21 protein-coding genes and 1 pseudogene are annotated in these 20,101 nt (G+C 44.9%); 17 read left to right on the top strand and 5 right to left on the bottom strand.

What is annotated here, in order from left to right; translation table 11 throughout:
* Positions 1-95: 95 nt before the first annotated feature.
* A complete protein-coding gene (locus OCV11_RS23085) occupies positions 96-713 on the top strand; it encodes a LysE/ArgO family amino acid transporter (protein WP_261896797.1) in 618 nt (205 codons plus the stop codon).
* A gap of 301 nt (positions 714-1,014) precedes the next feature.
* Positions 1,015-2,139, top strand: a complete 1,125-nt coding sequence (locus tag OCV11_RS23080) for an ISAs1 family transposase (protein ID WP_261894327.1) — start codon at positions 1,015-1,017, stop codon at positions 2,137-2,139.
* 29 nt (positions 2,140-2,168) lie between these two features.
* On the opposite strand, the gene OCV11_RS23075 is transcribed toward OCV11_RS23080, so the two are convergent.
* A complete protein-coding gene (locus OCV11_RS23075; RefSeq protein WP_261896796.1) occupies positions 2,169-3,314 on the bottom strand; it encodes a hypothetical protein in 1,146 nt (381 codons plus the stop codon).
* A gap of 757 nt (positions 3,315-4,071) precedes the next feature.
* Here OCV11_RS23075 and OCV11_RS23070 point away from each other — a divergent pair.
* The 9 genes from OCV11_RS23070 (at position 4,072) to OCV11_RS23030 (ending at position 10,655) form a co-directional block, all read left to right on the top strand.
* Positions 4,072-4,890 carry a BglG family transcription antiterminator gene (locus tag OCV11_RS23070; RefSeq protein WP_261896795.1) on the top strand — a complete coding sequence of 273 codons (819 nt, stop codon included), beginning with the start codon at positions 4,072-4,074 and terminating at the stop codon, positions 4,888-4,890.
* The gene (locus tag OCV11_RS23065; protein WP_261896794.1) at positions 4,875-5,636 is read left to right on the top strand and encodes a BglG family transcription antiterminator; all 762 of its coding nucleotides are present in this window, start codon (positions 4,875-4,877) and stop codon (positions 5,634-5,636) included. The genes OCV11_RS23070 and OCV11_RS23065 overlap by 16 nt, the downstream gene beginning before the upstream one ends.
* Positions 5,637-5,659: 23 nt before the next feature.
* Entirely contained in the window at positions 5,660-6,127 is a 468-nt protein-coding gene (locus tag OCV11_RS23060) for a PTS sugar transporter subunit IIA (RefSeq protein ID WP_261896793.1), read from the top strand.
* 72 nt (positions 6,128-6,199) lie between these two features.
* Entirely contained in the window at positions 6,200-6,511 is a 312-nt protein-coding gene (locus tag OCV11_RS23055; protein ID WP_261896792.1) for a PTS fructose transporter subunit IIB, read from the top strand.
* A 43-nt stretch (positions 6,512-6,554) separates the two neighbouring features.
* Positions 6,555-7,235, top strand: a complete 681-nt coding sequence (locus OCV11_RS23050; protein ID WP_261896791.1) for a PTS fructose transporter subunit IIC — start codon at positions 6,555-6,557, stop codon at positions 7,233-7,235.
* Between the two features lie 69 nt (positions 7,236-7,304).
* A complete protein-coding gene (locus OCV11_RS23045) occupies positions 7,305-8,513 on the top strand; it encodes an IS4 family transposase (protein WP_261894455.1) in 1,209 nt (402 codons plus the stop codon).
* Between the two features lie 105 nt (positions 8,514-8,618).
* Complete coding sequence (locus OCV11_RS23040; RefSeq protein WP_261896790.1) at positions 8,619-8,999, top strand: hypothetical protein; 381 nt, start codon at positions 8,619-8,621, stop codon at positions 8,997-8,999.
* 168 nt (positions 9,000-9,167) lie between these two features.
* Positions 9,168-9,860, top strand: coding sequence for a D-allulose 6-phosphate 3-epimerase (alsE, locus tag OCV11_RS23035; RefSeq protein ID WP_261896789.1), 693 nt, complete (start codon positions 9,168-9,170; stop codon positions 9,858-9,860).
* Positions 9,861-9,995: 135 nt separating this feature from the next.
* Positions 9,996-10,655 carry an SGNH/GDSL hydrolase family protein gene (locus OCV11_RS23030; RefSeq protein ID WP_261896788.1) on the top strand — a complete coding sequence of 220 codons (660 nt, stop codon included), beginning with the start codon at positions 9,996-9,998 and terminating at the stop codon, positions 10,653-10,655.
* Positions 10,656-10,780: 125 nt separating this feature from the next.
* Here the strand turns inward: OCV11_RS23030 and OCV11_RS23025 are convergent, their stop codons facing one another.
* Positions 10,781-12,214, bottom strand: coding sequence for an aminotransferase-like domain-containing protein (locus OCV11_RS23025; RefSeq protein WP_261896787.1), 1,434 nt, complete (start codon positions 12,212-12,214; stop codon positions 10,781-10,783).
* 71 nt (positions 12,215-12,285) lie between these two features.
* On the opposite strand from OCV11_RS23025, the gene OCV11_RS23020 reads away from it, so the two are divergent.
* Positions 12,286-13,182 carry an EamA family transporter gene (locus OCV11_RS23020; RefSeq protein ID WP_261896786.1) on the top strand — a complete coding sequence of 299 codons (897 nt, stop codon included), beginning with the start codon at positions 12,286-12,288 and terminating at the stop codon, positions 13,180-13,182.
* 2 nt (positions 13,183-13,184) lie between these two features.
* Here the strand turns inward: OCV11_RS23020 and OCV11_RS23015 are convergent, their stop codons facing one another.
* Complete coding sequence (locus OCV11_RS23015) at positions 13,185-14,246, bottom strand: helix-turn-helix domain-containing protein (RefSeq protein WP_261897986.1); 1,062 nt, start codon at positions 14,244-14,246, stop codon at positions 13,185-13,187.
* A gap of 184 nt (positions 14,247-14,430) precedes the next feature.
* Between OCV11_RS23015 and OCV11_RS23010 the strand changes: the two genes are divergently transcribed.
* Both OCV11_RS23010 and OCV11_RS23005 read left to right on the top strand, forming a co-directional pair.
* Entirely contained in the window at positions 14,431-14,781 is a 351-nt protein-coding gene (locus tag OCV11_RS23010; protein ID WP_261896785.1) for a DUF805 domain-containing protein, read from the top strand.
* The gene (locus OCV11_RS23005) at positions 14,778-15,290 is read left to right on the top strand and encodes a hypothetical protein (protein ID WP_261896784.1); all 513 of its coding nucleotides are present in this window, start codon (positions 14,778-14,780) and stop codon (positions 15,288-15,290) included. Before OCV11_RS23010 ends, OCV11_RS23005 begins: the two co-directional genes overlap by 4 nt.
* A 13-nt stretch (positions 15,291-15,303) precedes the next feature.
* Here the strand turns inward: OCV11_RS23005 and OCV11_RS23000 are convergent, their stop codons facing one another.
* Positions 15,304-15,705, bottom strand: a complete 402-nt coding sequence (locus OCV11_RS23000; protein ID WP_261896783.1) for an NUDIX hydrolase — start codon at positions 15,703-15,705, stop codon at positions 15,304-15,306.
* A gap of 369 nt (positions 15,706-16,074) precedes the next feature.
* On the opposite strand from OCV11_RS23000, the gene OCV11_RS22995 reads away from it, so the two are divergent.
* Positions 16,075-17,757, top strand: coding sequence for a rhamnogalacturonan lyase B N-terminal domain-containing protein (locus OCV11_RS22995; protein ID WP_261896782.1), 1,683 nt, complete (start codon positions 16,075-16,077; stop codon positions 17,755-17,757).
* A 110-nt stretch (positions 17,758-17,867) separates the two neighbouring features.
* On the opposite strand, the gene OCV11_RS22990 is transcribed toward OCV11_RS22995, so the two are convergent.
* A complete protein-coding gene (locus tag OCV11_RS22990; RefSeq protein WP_261896781.1) occupies positions 17,868-18,452 on the bottom strand; it encodes an RIO2 family protein in 585 nt (194 codons plus the stop codon).
* Positions 18,453-18,756: 304 nt separating this feature from the next.
* Between OCV11_RS22990 and OCV11_RS25135 the strand changes: the two are divergent.
* Positions 18,757-19,554: pseudogene (locus OCV11_RS25135) on the top strand (PAS domain-containing protein); the annotation flags it as partial.
* Between the two features lie 129 nt (positions 19,555-19,683).
* The gene (locus tag OCV11_RS25130) at positions 19,684-20,100 is read left to right on the top strand and encodes a methyl-accepting chemotaxis protein (RefSeq protein WP_444546129.1); all 417 of its coding nucleotides are present in this window, start codon (positions 19,684-19,686) and stop codon (positions 20,098-20,100) included.
* The last annotated feature ends 1 nt before the right edge of the window (position 20,101 follow it).

Genomic DNA, 20,101 nt, shown 5'->3' with positions numbered 1-20,101 from the left:
ACTGCCATAGAAACTAATGCCTATTTATCAACCTGATAAATAAGGAAGATGTAACAACTCAAATAACGACTTAAATAACAATAAAAGGGTGCTGTATGTGGGTCTCTTCACTTGCCACTGGTTTTACAACTGGAGCGGGTTTAATTGCCTGTATTGGTTCACAAAACGCGTTTGTGCTGCGCCAAGGATTGCTGCGCAGTCATACCGCGATGGTGGCGACGGTCTGTATTTTAAGCGACGTATTTTTGATTTTTTGTGGGCTGTCTGGCTTGGGATTTATTGTCAAGCAGTGGCCAGGTGTCATTGATGTAGTACGTTACGCTGGAGCGGCTTTCTTGATGTTTAATGCTTATGGTGCAGCCAAACGAGCATGGCAGGGAAGTGGTGTGCTCGATCCAAGTGCCACTCAAGGCGGCACTCTCAAACAAGTGCTGCTCACTTGCTTGGGGTACACTTGGCTGAATCCTCATGTCTATTTGGATACGGTGGTGATGCTTGGTAGTTTATCGTTGCATTACGATGGAGATGAAAAATGGCATTTCGGCGCAGGTGCAATGTTAGCCAGCGCGGTATGGTTTATCGCTATCACCTATGGAGCAAGGCTGCTGCTACCTTTGTTTCACAACCCCAATGCGTGGCGCATTCTCGATGGTTTGATTGCGCTGATGATGGCCTACCTCAGTGTGACTTTGTTGGTGATGCCGTTGGCGTAGTCATTCCGTTGGTGTCTAGAACGAAAGAGATGCTCAATAGGAAGAGTGAAACATGGCGGGGAACCCCGCCATGTTTGATCTTTTAGCAAGACAAAATGTCGGACTACTGTGGCAGGGCAAACGCATGAAACCCCTTGGTTTTAAAGGCCTGTAGAAAAGGTTATTTTTGGAAGAGCCGTTCGGTTTACCATCATCAAATAAACCTTAAATCACAATAAGTTAATTGATCATGATGATCAACAAGTTCCTTATTATGACTTTGTGATCTGATAGCCTCACTATCAATCACTTAGTTTAACTCATGGATAAAAAATCGTTGTTTGAGCATCTTTCTATCGTAAGAGATTTTCGTCAAGACTGGAAAGTCGACCATAAATTGACAGATATTTTGTTCCTAACCGTTTGTGCCGTGATTGGCGGAGCAGATGGTTGGGATGAGATAGAAGATTTTGGTCAAATTCACGAGTCTTGGTTTAGAGCCAGAGGAGAGTTTGAGCAAGGAATACCGAGTCGAGATACCATTCGGCGGGTGATGAGTAAGATTAATCCATCGAAGTTGCAACAAGCCTTCATTTCTTGGATGAAAACGTGTCATGAGCTAACGGGCGGTGACATTATTGCCATTGATGGTAAGACCTTGAGGCGCTCTTTCTCAAAAGACCACAGTGCCATTCATATGGTCAGTGCGTTCTCGGTGAAAAATTCGATTGTGTTAGGACAAGTAAAAACAGAAGAGAAGTCGAATGAGATCACCGCCATCCCAGAGTTATTGGAGCTACTTGATATAAGCGGTTGTTTAGTGACGTTAGATGCGATGGGTTGCCAAACAAAAATAGCCAATAAAATCATCGAGTCCGGCGCGGACTATCTTCTGGCGGTCAAAGGGAATCAAGGTCGACTGGAAGAGGCATTTATAAAGCACTTTCCGATGCCAGCAATCCTGACATGGCCCGGAGACAGTTACGTTACTACGAACAAAATCGAGCATGGACGGCAAGAGCAGAGACTATATATCACCAGTGAGTTATTTGATGATTTTATAGACTTAGGCTTTGAATGGCGAGGCATGAAGACATTGGGAGTCTCGATGTACATGCGCAGCAATCCTGGAGAAAAACCGAATGCAGATGAGATATTTATTCGTTATTACATCAGCTCAAGGACATTGAGTGCAGAGCAATTTGCCGAGTCTATCCGTAGTCATTGGCATGTAGAAAATAAGCTGCATTACAAGTTGGATGTGGGGTTCAACGAAGACCAAAGTCGGATACGAGCAGACGATGGATCAGAAAATTTTGCTAGGATCCGCCATATGTGTATTTCACTACTTTCGAATGAAAAGACGTTCAAAGGAGGAGTGAAACGCAAAAGGAGAATGGCTGGGATGAGCGAAGCGTATTTAGAGAAGGTACTTGCAGCCCTTTAGGGATGGGCACCTTCATGCTTTTGCCCTGACTACTGTGGACCTGCACTCGCTTTTACTACGCTCGGAACGTTGCTGGCAGAGGTGACCGTGTAAGAGTAATCACTCAGGTCGCTGCTGTAATCATCACCAGAGCTAGAGGTGCCTGTGGTTTGAGAGTAAACGTTGTTTTGTTCGTAGAAACGATAGTCATAACCGCTTGAATCGGTAGAGACTTTGTTGGTGTAGTTGGTGCGATAGAAGTAGTTGGATTCTGAATACACCACACTGCCGCTGTTGACTTGCAACGCTTCGTACTGCTGTTTGGTATAACTATTGCCGTCTTCTGCCGTGTTGTAACCAGAAGGGGCGGTACTGTTATCAAAGTAGTTGCTGTACTGGTGCACCCAACCGCGATACAAAGGTCGGCCACGCAGGTTTGGACCAAACCAGTTGTGGTGAAGGGTGACATGTAAATAGCCGGTAGCCACATAAGAGTCGCTGTAGTTGGCGCCAATCACCATCGCAAGACGTTCGCCTGCTAAATCGGTGTTGTAACCCACCCAGTTCCATACAGGATCTGGACTCATGCTGACCCAGTCGTCAGTGAAATAGAAGTGGTTATAAGAGATAGTGACATCATCCGATGACAGCGTCACGCTCATCAAATCGTCACTGGCATCGTAGAAGGTACAATGGGTGATATAGGCATTGGTGATACGGCGCAGCGACACCCCTTCATAGTTAATCCCCACATCATTGCTGGTACCGTACACTTGTGTCGGTAAGGCTTGCAAATCAGAGATATTGCCGCGAAAAGTGATGTTCGCAATCTTGATGTTCTCGATATTGGTGCCAGTGGTAAGCATCTCACCATCAAACTTCAGCTGAATGTTTTCTAGGACAGCTTTTCCACCTGAAGCCCCTTCAATGGTGGTGTTGTTCCAATCGGTGGTAGCAAAGGTTAACGTCGTAAGAGTGGAACCACCGTAGATTGTGCCATCGATAATAATGTGATGTGAGCCTGCCGTAATCGCCGCTTCTAGTTCGGCAAGTGTGGTTACTGTGGTGGCGGTGGCACTATCACCACCTGTGGTTGTGGCAAAACCTCCGGTATCGGCGGCCATGGCGGGAATGGCACAGCATGCCGCCGCAATGCTTAATGCTAACGCCGCCAATTTGTTGTTTTGAATACGCAAGAGTGATCTCCCTTTAAACAATACATCATTCTAATCAATTGAAACCTATGAAGTTAATTTCAATTAAGCTCAATTCGATGCGTAATATAGGCTCGTTGCGTTACAAATTTTTACAGTTATTTGACTTTTCTATCATTTATCAGAGATTAGTTCAAAATATTGATATAAAATATTCAGTTATCATGAGTTTGGCATGTGAGATGGCTGCAAAAATCAACATGATAACCACAAGCGACTAGTCCAATTCCTCTTCCATGGCTTGCTTAAGATGTTCCATAAAGGTCAGCAGACTGTATCAAGCCTATCGCTACCTTGAGAAGTGTACACTAGCCGTGTCCTCTGGGCAGTTTATGCCATTCCAGTAAAAAATAGCTATTCATAGAATAAATGCCTTTCAATGGTAATATTGCTTTTTAATATTCACCTGCTGTGACATAAATAGGCAATCCATGTGATTTTCATCACGTAATACCAATTTATTCATCTAATGTACTAATTATTTTTATTTGTCGCGAACAACATATCATTTTCCATATTTGTCTTTTCTTATACTAAGAAGTTTGTGCAAATCTTAAAAATGGAATTACTGTCTCAGTGTTTGTTAGTTGTCCTTAGTTAAGGACATAAAATAGTATTGTGGCCTCATACGATTCTCCCTATATTCATCATCATAGAATGCGCACTTAAATGGCCTATTAAATAGAAATATTAAGTGGCTAATCATATTTATTAATTTAATCTAAAAATAAAGATAACAATGAAAATGATTACCTCAAGACAGCATAGATTATTGCGTTTATTATTACAGCAACGTGAATATTCAACATTATTCAGTTTGGCTGAGCGGCTTGATGTATCGAAGAAGACGATACAGCGTGATTTAAATATTATTAATGAATATTTATCCGATTCAAATATTCATGTGGATACGAAAGCGGGCGCTGGTGTTTTGCTGGTGGCGGAAAACACCACAGATCTTTTGCAATTAGAACAACAGATCAATGGCGAAACAGACGACGCTGATGGTGTGATGGGTCATGCTCGTCGGATAAAAATTGCTTCTTGGTTACTGAGTGAAACGCCCAAAGAAACGTCGATCAACAAGCTTTCTGAACGTTACTTTATTAGTAATGCATCTATTGTTAATGACTTAAGAATTATCGAAGACTGGATAACACCGCTTGGATTGCAGCTGATACGTAGCCAAAGTGGTACGCGCATCAAGGGCAATGAAAACAATGTCCGCCAAGCGATGGCTGCCTTAATTAATGGCTTGATGAACCATCAAGACCCAGGCACGGTGAACCATTCACGCCTCGATCCAGGTAGCTATAAAGGCTTGGTCCAGTATTTCGGTGTCGATGATGTCGCTTTCGTGCAAGTGTTATTGCAGGAGATGGAACAGGAATTGTCTTACCCACTAGGTGAGCCATATTACATCAATATATTTACTCATATTTTGATCATGATGCACCGTCGTACTCGGGGCAATTTATTGAGTAATCCAGACCATGTAGCAGCACAACCCCCAGAAGATTCGGCCTTTATTGTGGCGAAAAAATGGTGGAAAAAATAGAGCGGCATATTCATTTGTCGTTACCAGACGATGAAGTATGGTTTATATACCAATATATTATTTCTTCTGGCGTGTTAGTGGTAGAAAATCATAGCCACAGTTTACTCCATGCAGAATTATTAAGTGATCAAGCAAGAGATATTACATTAAGGCTAGTGGATCGTTTTTCGCAATTAATTAATATTAATCTTGGCATCGATACACAATTATATGAAGGTTTAGTTGTACATATCAGGCCTCTTATTAATCGTCTCCACTATAAAATCATTATTCGCAATCCGCTATTGGATGATATTAAAAATGAAATAGCCGATGTTTATCAATTAACTCGAATTGCGGTGGAGAATATTTTTATTACGAATGCTCAACAGTCTGTTTCAGACGATGAGGTTGGTTATCTTGCTGTGCATTTTCAGGCAGCGATAGAACGGCAAATCACACATAAGCGCGTATTGCTGGTGTGTTCTACCGGAGTTGGCACATCTCACTTACTGAAAAGTCGGATTTTACGTGCGTTTCCTGATTGGGAAATTGTTGCGGCCGTGCCATCCGATAGTTTGCCAAGCGTGAGCCAGCAACTGGCTCCAGACCTGGTGATCTCGACGGTTCATGTTCCTGAAATTGAAACGCCTGTGGTGTATGTCACGGCATTTCTTAATGACGCCGATCTACAAAGGGTTACCGATAAACTGATAACAGAAAAGCTGCACCGGGCGTGCGATGCGTATGCTGTTACTCGATCTTAATTTTATGTAAGCGAAGGTTGTTTATGGACATCACGAAAATTCTCACAGTGAAACATGTAAAACTGGATATGGTCGCGACAACGAAAGCACAAGCGATTGAAGAGCTCACCGATTTACTTTGGAAGGATGGTTCGATCAGCAATCGTGAAGATTTCATTCGCGATGTGTGGAAGCGCGAAGAACAAGGTTCTACCGGTTTTGAAAATCACATTGCTATTCCTCATGGGAAGTCTTCAGCGGTTAACCATACTGCGCTTGTGATTGGACGAACTGACAATGAGATTCCTTGGGAGAGTCTCGATGGCAGCGATATTCGTTGCATCATTTTGTTCGCCGTGCGTCTCGAAGATCAAAATACCACCCATATTCGCTTATTAACCCAAGTAGCCACCGCTCTCGCTGATGAAGAGATCGTTGACCAATTACTCAAAGAAAATGACCCACAGAACATCGTGAACCTCTTTAGCCAATATGCTGAAGCAGAGTGCTAATACCAACCTTCCGTTATTTCTGCTTGCCAATGTCGGCTGCAGAGATAATGGACCTAACTTTCGAGAATGATTATGAATATTGTAGGTGTTTCAGCGTGCACAGTCGGAATTGCACACACATATATCGCACAAAAGAAAATCGTCGATGCAGCCAAAAAGGCGGGTGACAATGTAAAAATTGAAACTCAAGGCACAATCGGTATCGAAAATGCGTTGACCGATGAAGACATCAAAAATGCCGATATCGTTATCTTGGCTTGTGATGTCAATATTTCCGGAGAGCAACGCTTCGAAGGTAAGAAAGTCGTTAAAGTTCCTACCCAAACCGCGATTAAATCGCCGAATAAACTGATCGAAAAATTGCACGAATTGATTAATCAATAATGGGTTAATTATCTAATAAGCAATAACAAATAGGGGTTTATTCATGACTATTAAAGAAATATGGAAAGCAGCAAATCCCAAAGGCCATTTGCTGACCGCTATCTCGTTTTTGATTCCAATTGTTTGTGGTGCTGGTTTTATTATTGCTATCGGTATGGCAATGGGAGGAACGGCGCAAGATTCCTTAGTGTCGGGGCAGTTTGATTTATGGCAGTCACTCGCCACTATGGGCGCAAAAGCGCTTGGACTATTGCCTGTTGTTATCGCCTGTGGGATCGCAGGTTCAATTGCAGGTAAGCCCGGTATTGCACCTGGATTTGTGGTGGGTCTTGCAGCCAATGCGATTAGCGCTGGCTTTATCGGTGGTATGATCGGTGGCTATCTTGCTGGGTATATCGCACTTGGCATCATCAAAAATGTCAAAGTACCTGATTGGGCGAAGGGTTTAATGCCAACCTTGATTGTGCCATTTTTTGCCTCACTCGCTAGCGGTCTTATCATGATTTATATCATTGGTACGCCAATTGGTATTTTCACCGATGGTTTGACCTCTTTCTTAAGAAGTATGGGTACATCCTCTAACTTAATTGTGGGGGCAGTGATTGGTGCGCTATGTATTGTCGATTTTGGTGGTCCAATTAATAAAACCTGTTTTGCCTTTGTATTAACACTGCAAGCGCAAGGTACTGAGGAATCCCCTAATGATTTTGATAAAAATCATTAAGTTAAGGTAGATGCACATCTTGTCATGTGATCAAATGGTTCTGCGAAAAATCAATAACCAGACAACAAGATGTGCGAACTCGATATTTTACACGACTCTCTTTACCAATTCTGCCCTGAATTGCACTTAAAACGACTTAACAGTTTAACGCTAGCTTGCCACGCATTACTTGAATGTAAAACGCTCACTCTTACCGAGCTTGGTCGTAACCTGCCAACGAAAGCTAGAACAAAACATAACATCAAACGAATCGACCGATTGTTAGCTAATCGTCACTTGCACAAAGAGCGACTCGCGGTATACCGTTGGCATGCTAGCTTTATCTGTTCGGGTAATTCGATGCCCATTGTTCTTGTTGACTGGTCTGATATTCGTGAGCAAAAACGGCTTATGGTATTGCGAGCTTCAGTGGCGCTACAGGGCCGTTCTATTACTCTTTATGAGAAAGCGTTTCCGCTTTCAGAGCAATGTTCAAAGAAGGCTCATGACCAATTTCTAGCCGACCTTGCAAGCATTCTACCGAGTAACACTACACCGCTCATTGTCAGTGATGCAGGCTTTAAAGTGCCATGGTATAAATCCGTTGAGAAATTGGGTTGGTACTGGTTAAGTCGAGTAAGAGGGAAAGTGCAATATGCCGATATTGGCGCAGAAAACTGGCAACCTATCAGTAACTTACATGACACATCCTCAAGTCGTTCAAAGACGTTAGGCTATAAGAGGTTGACCAAGAGCAATCCAATCTCATGTCAAATTACACTGTATAAATCTCGTTCTAAAGGCCGAAAAAATCAGCGTTCGACACGGACGAATTGTCATCATCCGTCTCATAAAGTTTACTCTGCTTCGGCAAAAGAAGCATGGGTTCTTGCCACTAACTTACCCGCTGACACTCGAACGCCAAAGCAACTTGTTAGGCTCTACTCGAAGCGTATGCAGATTGAAGAAACATTCCGAGACTTGAAAAGCCCTGCGTATGGATTAGGCCTCCGTCATAGCCGAACTAGCAGCTCAGAGCGCTTTGATATCATGCTGCTAATCACCCTAATGCTTCAACTGACCTCTTGGCTTGCTGGAGTTCATGCTCAGAAACAAGGTTGGGATAAGCACTTCCAAGCGAACACTGTTAAAAATCGAAATGTACTCTCAACAGTACGCTTAGGCATGGAAGTATTGCGGCATTCTGGCTACACAATAACGAGGGAAGACTTGCTCGCAGCTGCAACCCTGCTTGCTCAAAATCTATTCAAATATGGTTGCGCCTTGGGGAAATTATGAGGGGATCCCTCAGCGCAAGGTATTAATGAACCGATTACGGCATTGCAATTAGTCAATACTGCAACCCCCATTGGTTTTGGCTTGGCGTATTGGATCAGTAGTTTAATGCGCAAGAATATTTATAACCATGAAGAAATTGAAACTTTAAAATCAGCAGTGCCAATGGGCGTCGTCAATATTGTTGAAGGTTCTATTCCGATTGTTATGAATGACATTATTCGCGGTATTGTAGCCGCTGCGATTGGTGGTGCTTGTGGCGGTGCAGTTACCATGGTGTATGGCGCTGATGCAACTGTCCCATTTGGCGGTGTGCTGATGATTCCTACTATGTCACACCCTATGGCTGGCGTGATGGCGTTAGTGGTCAATATCTTGGTTACTGGTATTGTCTATGCGATCATCAAAAAAGAAGTTCCTCGAGATGTAGTCATTAATAATGACGATCAAGAGGAAGAGATCGATTTAGACGATATTAAAATTAGCTAAGCCACTAGTTAAATATTCAAAACTATTTTCTCATCAATAGACATCACTATTAAATTATCGCCAGATAATGAATTTGATGGGAATCGTTATATCACGAGTATATTAGTTGAAAGAGCAAAATAGTCTTTCAACTAATATCTATTTATCTTCGATAATGGATTTTAAAATATGAGTGAACATATTCATATATCGCCATCGCTAATGACGATGGATCTGGATCAATTTAAAGAGCAAATTACTTTCCTTAATGATCATGTCGATTCATTTCACATCGATATTATGGATGGGCATTTTGTACCGAACCTAAGTTTGTCTCCTTGGTTTATTGAACAAACGCGTAAGCTCACCCATAAAGAGATGTCTGCGCATCTTATGGTCACCGACCCAACATTTTGGGTGCAACAACTGATTGATATCAAATGCGAAGTTATCTGCATGCCCGCGGAAAATATCAACGGCATCGCGTTTCGTCTTATCGATCAAATCCATGCTGCTGGTTTAAAGGCTGGTGTAGTTCTTAACCCAGAAACCCCTGTCCGCGATATTCTGCCTTACATCGATATGCTCGATAAAGTCACTATTATGACGGTGGATCCTGGCTTTGCTGGGCAGCGCTTCTTAGTACGGATGTTAGATAAAATCACGGAACTTCGCGCACTGCGTGAAGAACATGGCTATCACTATCTGATTGAAATGGATGGCTCAACCAACAAAGCACACTGGAAAGTGATTCACGATTCTAACCCCGATATTTACGTGATTGGCCGCAGCGGATTGTTCAACTTGGCTAACAATATTCATAGCTCATGGGAAATGATGGTCGCTGAATTTGAATCGGCAACTGGTCAGAAATTCGCATAGCTTTTGGTCGTGTTTAGCTGATGTTTAAATAATGAAGAGGCTTAGCGCCTCTTCGTTATTTTAAATGCTCTATCGCATTCGTGAATCGGTGGTTATAGTGGTTTATCGATGTATTGATAACAGGGCAGTAACCGGATGAGCAATATAAAGAACGTTTTATGTTTTGGTGACTCGTTAACATGGGGATGGATTCCGCAGCCGCACAGCGTACCGTCGCAGCGTTATGCGCCGGAGGTGCGTTGGACGGGGGTGATGGCGAAGGTGCTGGGGGATGAGTTTCATGTGATCGAAGAAGGGCTGAATGCTCGCACTATCAATATCGACGATCCGCTTGATCCGCGTCTTAATGGTTCCGCTTATTTTCCGACAGCACTTGCCAGTCATTTGCCCTTAGATGTAGTCATCATCATGCTTGGATCAAACAATACCAAAGCGGCGTTTAATCAGAGCGCACAAGAGATTGCTGAGGGGATGTCGTTATTGGTCACTCAGGCTTACCGCTGTGCTGGTGGTGTTGGGGCGGCGTATTCGGCGCCGAAAATTTTGGTGGTGTCACCACCGCCCTTAGGTGAGATGCCCGACCCATGGTTTCAAGTTATGTACGATGGCGGGTACGAGAAAACCCTAGAGCTTCCAAAGTATTACCAGATGATGGCGAACTTTTTAAAAGTGAATTTCTTTGATGCGGGCTCAGTTATCAAAACCGATGGCTGTGATGGTATTCATATAACCGCAGAAAGTAACGCAGTGCTTGGGCGAGCCTTGGCAGAACAAGTGCTAAAGATACTCAGTTAAAAACGCTACTTAGTTAATGATGCGTCGAGCGTTAACCGAGAATAGATCATCTAAAGACAAAAATGCAGAGCGAGAACCCGGCTCTGCATTTTTGTTTGTGATACAGCTTATCTCTAAGCGGTAATTTAGATATTAGACTCGGCCTGATGAGACACCTTGGTTCGACATTGGTCGATTAAGGTGAGTAACTGTTCGAGCAGCTGCGTTGTTTGGTGGTTGAGCGCATATCCCATATTGATGCGTAGACAGTCGTGATAGCGCTCAGACTCAGTAAAGATATCGCCAGTGCGAATATCCAAATTGGCATCGGCGGCCGCTTTTTTAAGCAGCGTCGCTTGCAAATAAGGAACTTGAATCCACAGTACCAATCCGCCATCGGGTTGGGTGATACGACTACCTTGAGGCAAGCGCTGCGCAAGGTAATGCGTGTAGTCGCGACGATGGTTAGCTAACTGATATTGTGCCCGTTTAAGGTGTTTGGCATAACCGCCACTGCGAATAAAGTCTGCAATTGCGGTTTGAATCAGCACAGGCACGCCTTGATAGTGGCGCTGAAAATCCGCTAAATAACGACCGGGGCGACACCAACCCAAGCGATAACTGGGCGACAGCGTTTTGGAAATAGAGCTACACCAAATCACATAACCACTCACATCGTAGTAAGCGGTCGGCAAATGCAGAGTATCGGAGTGGTTGAGTTCAAAATAGACATCATCTTCGATAATGGGCACCTGATACTCTCCAGCCAAATTGGCTAGGCGCTGCTTTTGCGCAGGTGAGAGCGTGATGCCTTGCGGATTCATGTGCGTGGTGCAAAAGAGCCCCGCTTGAATCTGCTTCTGCTGCAGTAACGCTTCTAAGGTCTCTAAATCAATACCATCTTCCCGCGAAGGAATTTCAATCACATTCAGTTCGAGTTGCGAAAGCAGATCGAGCAAGCCATTAAAACAGGGCGAACTCACCGCGACAGTGTCACCTTTGTGGGTACACACCGTGAGCGCGGTTTTCACACTGTCCATACAGCCATGGGTAATCACTAACTCTTGACTGTTGAGCGCAAAACCCTGATCTCCGAAATGATCCGCCAGAGCTTGGCGCAGCAGTGGCTCTCCCTGTTTATCGGGGTAGCGAGAAAACTGGCGTTGGCTACTGCTAATGGCTTTGCGCAGGCTCTTTTCGATCCCTTTTTGTGTTTGCACATCAAGGTCTAAACACGCCATACCCAGTGGTCCCTGTGCAATGACTTTAGGCTCCAGTGCCCTTATAGGTGTGGTGCGCTCGGTATCAAAGCGTGGCCAAGTAGGGGAAGGCAGCGATAGGGTATGAGCGTTAATGAAAAATCCCGCTTGCGGTCTAGCGCTGATCCAACCTTGCTTTTCCAACTCTTCATAACAGCTCACCGCCGTGGAGACACTGATACTGTGCTGCTGGGCAAATTGGCGTAGCGATAGCATTCGGTCGCCATCTTTGAGTCGCTGCGCTTGAATATCTTGGGCAACTTTATCGGCTAACTGTTTGTATTTCAGCATGATGAGAAAATTGTACTGGTGAAATTTCAAAAAATTGTATCTGTACTGTTTTCTCGACGCAAGGGATACTGCTGACATAATAAATTCACAAGGAATACGCAATGCAGGGACGAGATCTATTACTCATCATCACCGTGATGGTGATTTGGGGCATCAATTTTACCGCAATAAAAATGGGCGCTAGCGAGTTTGATCCCTTTGTGATTACCGCTATCCGCTTTTTTCTCGCGTCCTTTCCTTTGGTGTTCTTTATCAAACGTCCTCCCGTATCAGTGCGCTATTTTATTGCCTATGGCACGGTATTTGGTACTGGCGTATGGGGAATGGGCGCTTGTGCGATCGCGTTTGGACTCTCGGCTGGGATGGAAGCAATATTGATTCAGTTGGATGTGCTAACCAGTGTACTAGTTGGCGCGTTGGTCTATAAAGAGACCATTACTAAACGCATGGCGGCAGGGATGATGATTGCCATGTTAGGACTAACGGTGTCCATCCTCTATACCAACGGCAATATTACTGCTGCAGGGCTGTTCTTTATTACGATTTGTGCGATTTGCTGGCCGCTGGCAAGCATCATTATTCGCCAATCGGGCACGACGACGCCCTTTGCGTTTACCGTGTGGGGAATGGCGTTTGCTCCCATTCCCTTAATTGGGCTTAGCTTGCTGATGCACGGCACCCAAGGTTTGGTCTCTACTTTTAGCCATTGGAATGGCAATGCTTGGTTCTCGGTGCTCTTTCAAGCTTATCCCACCACCATTTTTGGTTACTGGATCTGGAATAAGATGACCTTGAAATACCCGATGGCACTCTTGGCGCCGACAACCTTGATGACCACGGTATTTGGTTTGATTGGTGGTTATGTCATTTATGGTGAGCAGCTATCATCGGTGCAATGGGTTTCTTGTGCACTGTTTCTCCTCGGGATTATCGTGGTGATCTATCCGAAAAAGCGTGCCGCTAACTCTTTAACGTTGAAGCCAGAACAAGCAGTTTAATCTCATGAAGGTGACCTTTGAGTTTGCTCGCGATAGTCACTGGGCGTTGTTCCAGTGATGCGAGAAAACTCACGGTTGAAATTGGATTTGGTTTGAAAACCGCTACTTAGCATGATCTGGGTAATGGTATCGGAGCAAGAGCGCAGCGCTTGTTTGGCATGCTCGATACGATACTCATTAATCAGCTTGGAAATATTGCGTTGGTGAACCAGATTCACGGCTGTTGATATCTGTTTTGCGGGGATCACCAGTTTACGCGAGAGCTTATTGAGCGTGAGTTCTGGGTCAAGATAGAGCTTTTTCTCCAGCATCAGTTGATCTAACAACTGGGTGATTTCCAGTGCCCGTTCAGCAGAGAGCAGTGGCTCTGCTTTTACCGGTAGTTCTGAGATGCTGGTCAAACCGTGGGTGGGCTGAATGAGGCTTTCCTCTGCTTCTTCCTCTTCTACTGGGGTTGAGATGCCCACCATCACTACCGCAAGAGACAACAGAGGTAGCATAATCAGATGCCCAATGGTTAAGATGTAGAGCGCTTCTTTGCCTGCCCTGAACGCAAAATCAATCGACATAGCGCTATCAATCAGCGCAGAAAAGAGCAGCATCGCGCCAGCGACCAGTGCTGCTTTTCGCGCATCTTCCCATTCGCCTAAGGCAATGTTTTCCCAATCTTCACGACTGCGCCGTATTAGCGCGATGCCGTATGCCACATAAAGCAGGGTAATCCACTCATCGAGTGGTGCCGACCAAATAGGCTGAGCCAGCAAAGCAAGCACGACCACGCTTGGGCCAAGCCAATGCAGGCTGAACACTTTGCGCCAGTTGCTGCGCTTGATAAAAAAGCAGCTCCATGCCGCCGCGGGAATGGTTGCCGCTAAGACGGGTTGCAAAAATCGGAGCCATGACCAATCAAGCGTCCATCTAAGGCCCACGGTGGCGGTAGTCAGCGAACATAGCAGCAGAAAAGCACACGCCGCTTTTGCCTGCTGTGGGAGTCGAACATACAAGGTCACGGCCAGTAATAGCAGTAACAGAGACACCACAAAAGGGACCGGAATCGCCAGCATAGAGACCTTAGTTAGATAAGCATGTGATTGAACAAGTAACCAAAGCATACCTGTAATTACCGGGGTAAAGAAGCGCCAAACGGACCAAAACCGTATTGAGAACGACCTAAAACCGGTTTGAGAACGCCAACTTCAGTCAAGCTTTGCATACTTTGACCACTGGTTATCAATAAAAGGAAAGAGTATGAACGCCTATTGGCAAGCGTGGCAACGCTATGGTGATTTTGCTGGCGCATCAACACGCAAAGAGTGTTGGCTGTTTATGTTCTGGCATCTCGTGGTGAGCTTATTGTGTATCTGGCTTGATATTGTATGGACTCATGGGGATTGCGCAGATATCGGTTACAGCTTATTGAGTTTCATTCCAATGTTGGCGGTGATGGTGCGCCGTCTGCACGATTCAGGTCGTTCTGGTCATTGGTTGTGGGTCTTTCTACTTCCTATGATTGGTCCAATATGGGTGATTATTTTGCTGGTGTTGCCTGCAGCGCAGAACAATATCACCAAGCAGATGCTGGCTAAGGAAGGTGAATGATGAATGCAGTTGATAAATGTACGGCAATTGGGCTTAAAACAGTGCTGATCATATGGCTGGGACTCTTTCACCTTCAAACGTGGGCTGGTGATGTGAAAGTAACCGAGCCACTGGGCGTGATTACAGTATCAAAAATGACCCAAGGGCAACTGTTGTGGCTTAAAGGTCGGGTAGGTGAAGGGATATATCGTTTTACGCGCAATCACCAGCAGTGTGAGCTGCTGATTCCAGTGGCGGTGGGCAGTCGAGATGGCAACTCGATAGGTATCAGTGACACCGAGGGACTTAGCATTGCTGTGACCAGCGACAAGCTTAATCAAGCGTTGCAAAGTGGTGAGCGAGTGCTGAGTTCGAACTGGCAGTTTGCTTACGACGCTCAGTCTCATCAAGCTGATGGGGTGGTTCTCAATGGCGTGAACAAGAGCGAAACTTTTGTTCTTAATTCACGCCAACGTTGGGTATCTTGGTTACTCGATGGTCGTGCGCAAGTGCGCTGCCTAAATAAGTAGCCCAATTAGAGAGTTAGCTAAGCAAAGGAAGCAGTTGATCTCGAGTGAGCGGTGCTAAGGTCACGGTTGCGGCAAGCGCGGGGTCAAGCCAGATAACTTCTTCAATCTCGGCCGCAGGGGTCAATTCACTCTGAGTAAAAGAGACACGAAAAACCTCAGCAATCAGTTCACAGCCAGGTTCATTAATCGCCCTATCGGTAAAGGTGCCTAACGGGATAAGGCTCTGTTCGTCTAAAGTTATGTTGAGTTCTTCTTGTAGTTCACGAATCAAAGCCTGAGCGGGTGTTTCTCCCGTTTCAGGCTTTCCACCTGGCTGCATAAAGTAGGCGGAATTTCTCTTTCTGACTAAAAGCGCATGGCCATGTTGATCGGTAATCAGAGCGGCAGCGATACGAATGGTTGTTGATTGGGTCATAGCAAAATGTCGATATCAAAGTGTCATGCCCGTAGGGTAGCGGTTTTGTTGAAGGGAGAAAACCAACTCACTCATTTTTATACTAATAAGTTGTTTTGCCTATTTTTAGGTATGCCTCTTTGTTTTATTTTGGGTCTACTTGTATAGCAAAATTTGATTTGCGCCATGGGATTGATTGATAGCGCGTAAACGTTTCCACCTTTTTAGGAGTCAAGGTAACACTCTCACCCTGTTTCAATATGCAGTTGGTGGCTTATTGTTCACAATGGGATCGTTTTGATGTGACTAAAGCCAATGGCCCGCGCAGCTTTCTTATGTCGTTTGGCTGTTCTGTTTCGGCTGTCGGACTGCATAACAAGAGAGGAAATCATGAATTTAAAAAGAAGGTTGCAACGCCAACTGGTGTCAGCCGTTGGAGCGATACTCACGTGTGTCGGCCTGCCTGCATACGCCAGTTTTTCATTAACCACCACCACAGATTTTTACACTGTCGATACTAATGCAGGAGTCGTCTTTAGTATTCGTCGTACTGATAACGGCGTAAGCACTCAGTCCGCGGGTGACTTAGCTTCATTGAAGATTGATGGCACAGAATATCAAGATCAAAGCCGCGGTTCACAGCTCAACTCGGGTTTTGACTGGCTCTACAGTTCCACTTCTGATGTGACAGTCAGTGCCCAAACCATTAATAGCGATTACATTAAAATCACCGTAAAAGCAGGTGATTTAACCCATTACTACATGGCACGTAATGGTTATCCGTATATTTACATGGCGACCTATTTTACTTCTGAACCTGATCAACATGGTCATGTGCGCTACATTGCTCGCATCAAACGCGCGCTATTGGATAATGGACCTGAGGCGTCGGATATTTCTGATACCGTTTCTACCGTTGAATCGAGTGATATTTTCGCCTTGTCTGATGGTGAAACTCGTTCTAAACACTATTCGAATCAACGTGCTATCGATTGGAGTGCCATTGGTGCTACCGGTGACAATGTCGGTATTTGGATTGTGCGCGATAACCAAGAAGGCAGTTCTGGCGGCCCTTTCTATCGCAGTTTGCTTAACCAAGGCGGCGCAACCGACCAAGAAATCACCTACATAGTGAACTACGCTGAAGCGCAAACCGAAGATTACCGCACTGGCATCCTTAATCATTACACGCTGGTGGTCAATGACGGAGAAACGCCGCCTGCCGACAGCGATATTGATACCTCATGGTTTGCCAATATGGGGCTGACTGGGTATGTCGCTGAGAGTGGTCGTGGGCGAGTTGCTGGTGTGGCGATTGATAACATGAACAGTGATTACACCTACACGGTTGGCTTTGCCAATAGCTCGGCTCAATATTGGACCAGTGCTAACGCTTCAAGTGGTTATTTTAGTAGCGATGACATGTTGCCAGGCACTTATACCATGACCATTTACAAAAATGAGTTAGCGGTTGAAAGCCAAAGCGTGACCGTGTCTGCTGGCGATACGACGATTTTAAATACCATTACCATTGATAACGATCCCGGTGATGACAGCGTGATTTGGCGTATCGGTAAATGGGATGGTTCACCACAAGAGTTTCTCAATGGTGACCTATTGACCACCATGCACCCATCAGATCCAAGAATGTCGGAATGGGATACGGGCAATTTTATTGTCGGTACCTCGACCACTAAATCTTTCCCAGCCTATATCTGGAAAGACATTAATAATAGCCACATCATCTATTTCAAACTAAGTGATGCGCAGCGCGCGTCTGCCCACACTTTGCGTATCGGCATTACTACGGCGTATGCCAATGGGCGTCCTAAAGTGTCGGTCAACGATTGGACCTCTTCTAATCCTTCTGCGTCGACTCAGCCAAGTACACGCTCTTTAACGGTCGGTACCTATCGAGGTAATAACACGACCTTTGAATACACTATTCCCGCCAGTGCTTGGGCGGATTCCGGCAGTTGGAATACGTTGACCCTAACGGTCATTAGTGGTTCAGGGTTAAGCGATTACTTATCGGCAGGTATTAGTATTGATAGCATTGATTTACTCAATTAAGCGATCAATAAACAATGAGTAAAAAGTCAGGGAGCAAGAGCTCCCTGATAACCGCTATCAAGTTTGATTAAGAAGGTGAGGTTAAAGGTAACCAACTCAAATTGGCGGGGTTATTTAAAAGCACGAATGACTAAACCGATTCGCCGAATCATGCCACCTAATTGCACCACCATTTTCGCTTTTGGCGAAAGTAGTTGTGGTTGGTGTTCATTAATTAGTCGGTACAAATGGTAAATCGATACCTTACGTGCAATGCGCCAGATGGGGCTCCAAGCATGGCGACACAAGGTCACACGCTCAAAATCCACCAAACCCAAGTTGCCTTTACTGTCGACCACAATATCGCGAATCGGTAACGAATGACGCGCTACGCCTGCCGCGAGCATTTGGTAGACAATTTTTGACAGCATTACCGCATTTTCCACCGAGAGCGTCTTCGCCGTTTGCCCTGGTAAGCGTGACATCCGAATCGTGTGCTGCTCATCATTGGTGGCAATTAGCGTTGGCACACCTTCGATATCGTGCATACGTTGTAGAGACTCTTTTTCTCGGCCGTAGCGACGAGGGCTGCTTTTCTTAGGTTTGAACATCTTAACGACTTCGCTGTCGCCGATGCGCAGTAACATTTTGTTGGTTTCGTAAACGCCATCAATAACGCGTTTCGTAAACTGATTTTCTCGTTGTTGCATTGTCATGGATTTCCATACTCGTAAATAAACCTTCCCCAAAGGGGGCGAGTAGATGACCATACGGTCATTTAATGAATAGACACCATGATATTCACTGTTTCACTAATGAGGCAATTACTCTTATGAACAGTGTTTTATTGTTACGACATGTTACTGCAAAGTGTGATTTAGATCCAATTGATAAGGAAGAATATTTGTGCTTTCAATGCCATAGTTAGTGTATGTTAATGATGTAGCACACATTATCGCGTCTGCTGACTAAAAAAGGTCTGCTATATTTACGTGATTGAAATGCATTTAGTTGCAAAAAATGCTCTTGTGGATAGAGCGCGTACCTATTTGGGGAGAAAGATACGTGTTTTTTAAGAAGTCTGTAGATAATTCAGCAGTGAATGAGTCGTATCGACAAGCTCATTGCGCCCTTGAATCCATGCGCAAATTTGTTGCCATGATTGAATTTGACCCTAGAGGCAACATTCTTGATGCCAATGAACTCTTTCTTTCCACGGTTGGGTATACGCTTGCAGAGTTAAAGGGCCAACATCATAAAATTTTCTGTAGCCCAGAGGTCTATAACAGCCCTGAATACAGTAAACATTGGCAAGATTTGGCCAGTGGCAAAGAGAAGGCTGGAAACTTTTTCCGCATCAGAAAAGATGGTTCACCATTGATTATGGAAGCCACTTACTTTCCTATCATGGATAACGGCAAAGTTGTACGTGTGATGAAAGTTGGGGCGGATATTACCGAGAAATTTTCAGCTGCTCAGCGTGCGGCAGACCTGATTACAGCTTTGAATAAAACCTATGCGGTGATCGAGTTTGAACCCGATGGCACCATCATCAATGCCAATGATAACTTCCTCAGAGCGTTGCGTTATCAACGTGATCAGGTGATTGGTAAATATCATCGCATGTTCTGTTTTGACGACTACGTAAAAGCTAATCCCAACTTTTGGCGCGATTTAAGCCAAGGTAAAGCCAACTCTGGGCGCTTCAAACGCCGTACCAGCTATGGTGAAGAGGTATGGATTGAAGCTTCTTACTGCCCAATTTTTAACGATAAAGGTAAAGTTTATCGCGTGGTTAAATTTGCCGTCGATATTACCAGTCACGTGCAAAAAGGTGTGCAACTGCGTGAAGCGGCTCATATTGCGCAAGACACGTCAGTGGAAACCGCACGCGTCGCTGAATCGGGTAAGGCAGACCTTAAAGCTTGTGTCGCGTTGTCCGACAAAATGAACGACACCGTCAACTCTGCGATTAACCAACTTAATCAATTAGTGACACTGTCATCGGATGTATCCAATATTGTAAAAACCATTACCTCGATTGCCGATCAGACCAACTTATTGGCGCTCAATGCAGCGATAGAAGCGGCACGTGCAGGTGAACATGGTCGAGGCTTTGCGGTGGTGGCGGATGAAGTCCGTCAGCTTGCCACTCGAACTTCCTCTTCCACCAATGAAATTAACGATGTAGTACAACGTAACATCCAACTTACCAATGAAGTTGTGGAGACCATCAAGGGAACCTCAACGGTGGCTGAGCAAACCAACGAACGTATCGAACAGGTCGCGATGATCATGGATAAGATCCACGCTGGCGCGAACGATGTATCGGAATCGATTGAAAATTTGCGATTAAATGATTAGT

Source organism: Vibrio porteresiae DSM 19223 (assembly GCF_024347055.1).
GTDB classification, from domain to species: Bacteria; Pseudomonadota; Gammaproteobacteria; order Enterobacterales; family Vibrionaceae; genus Vibrio; species Vibrio porteresiae.
The sequence above is the reverse complement of the archived record's forward strand: the minus strand, read 5'-3'. Positions and strand labels throughout refer to the sequence as shown.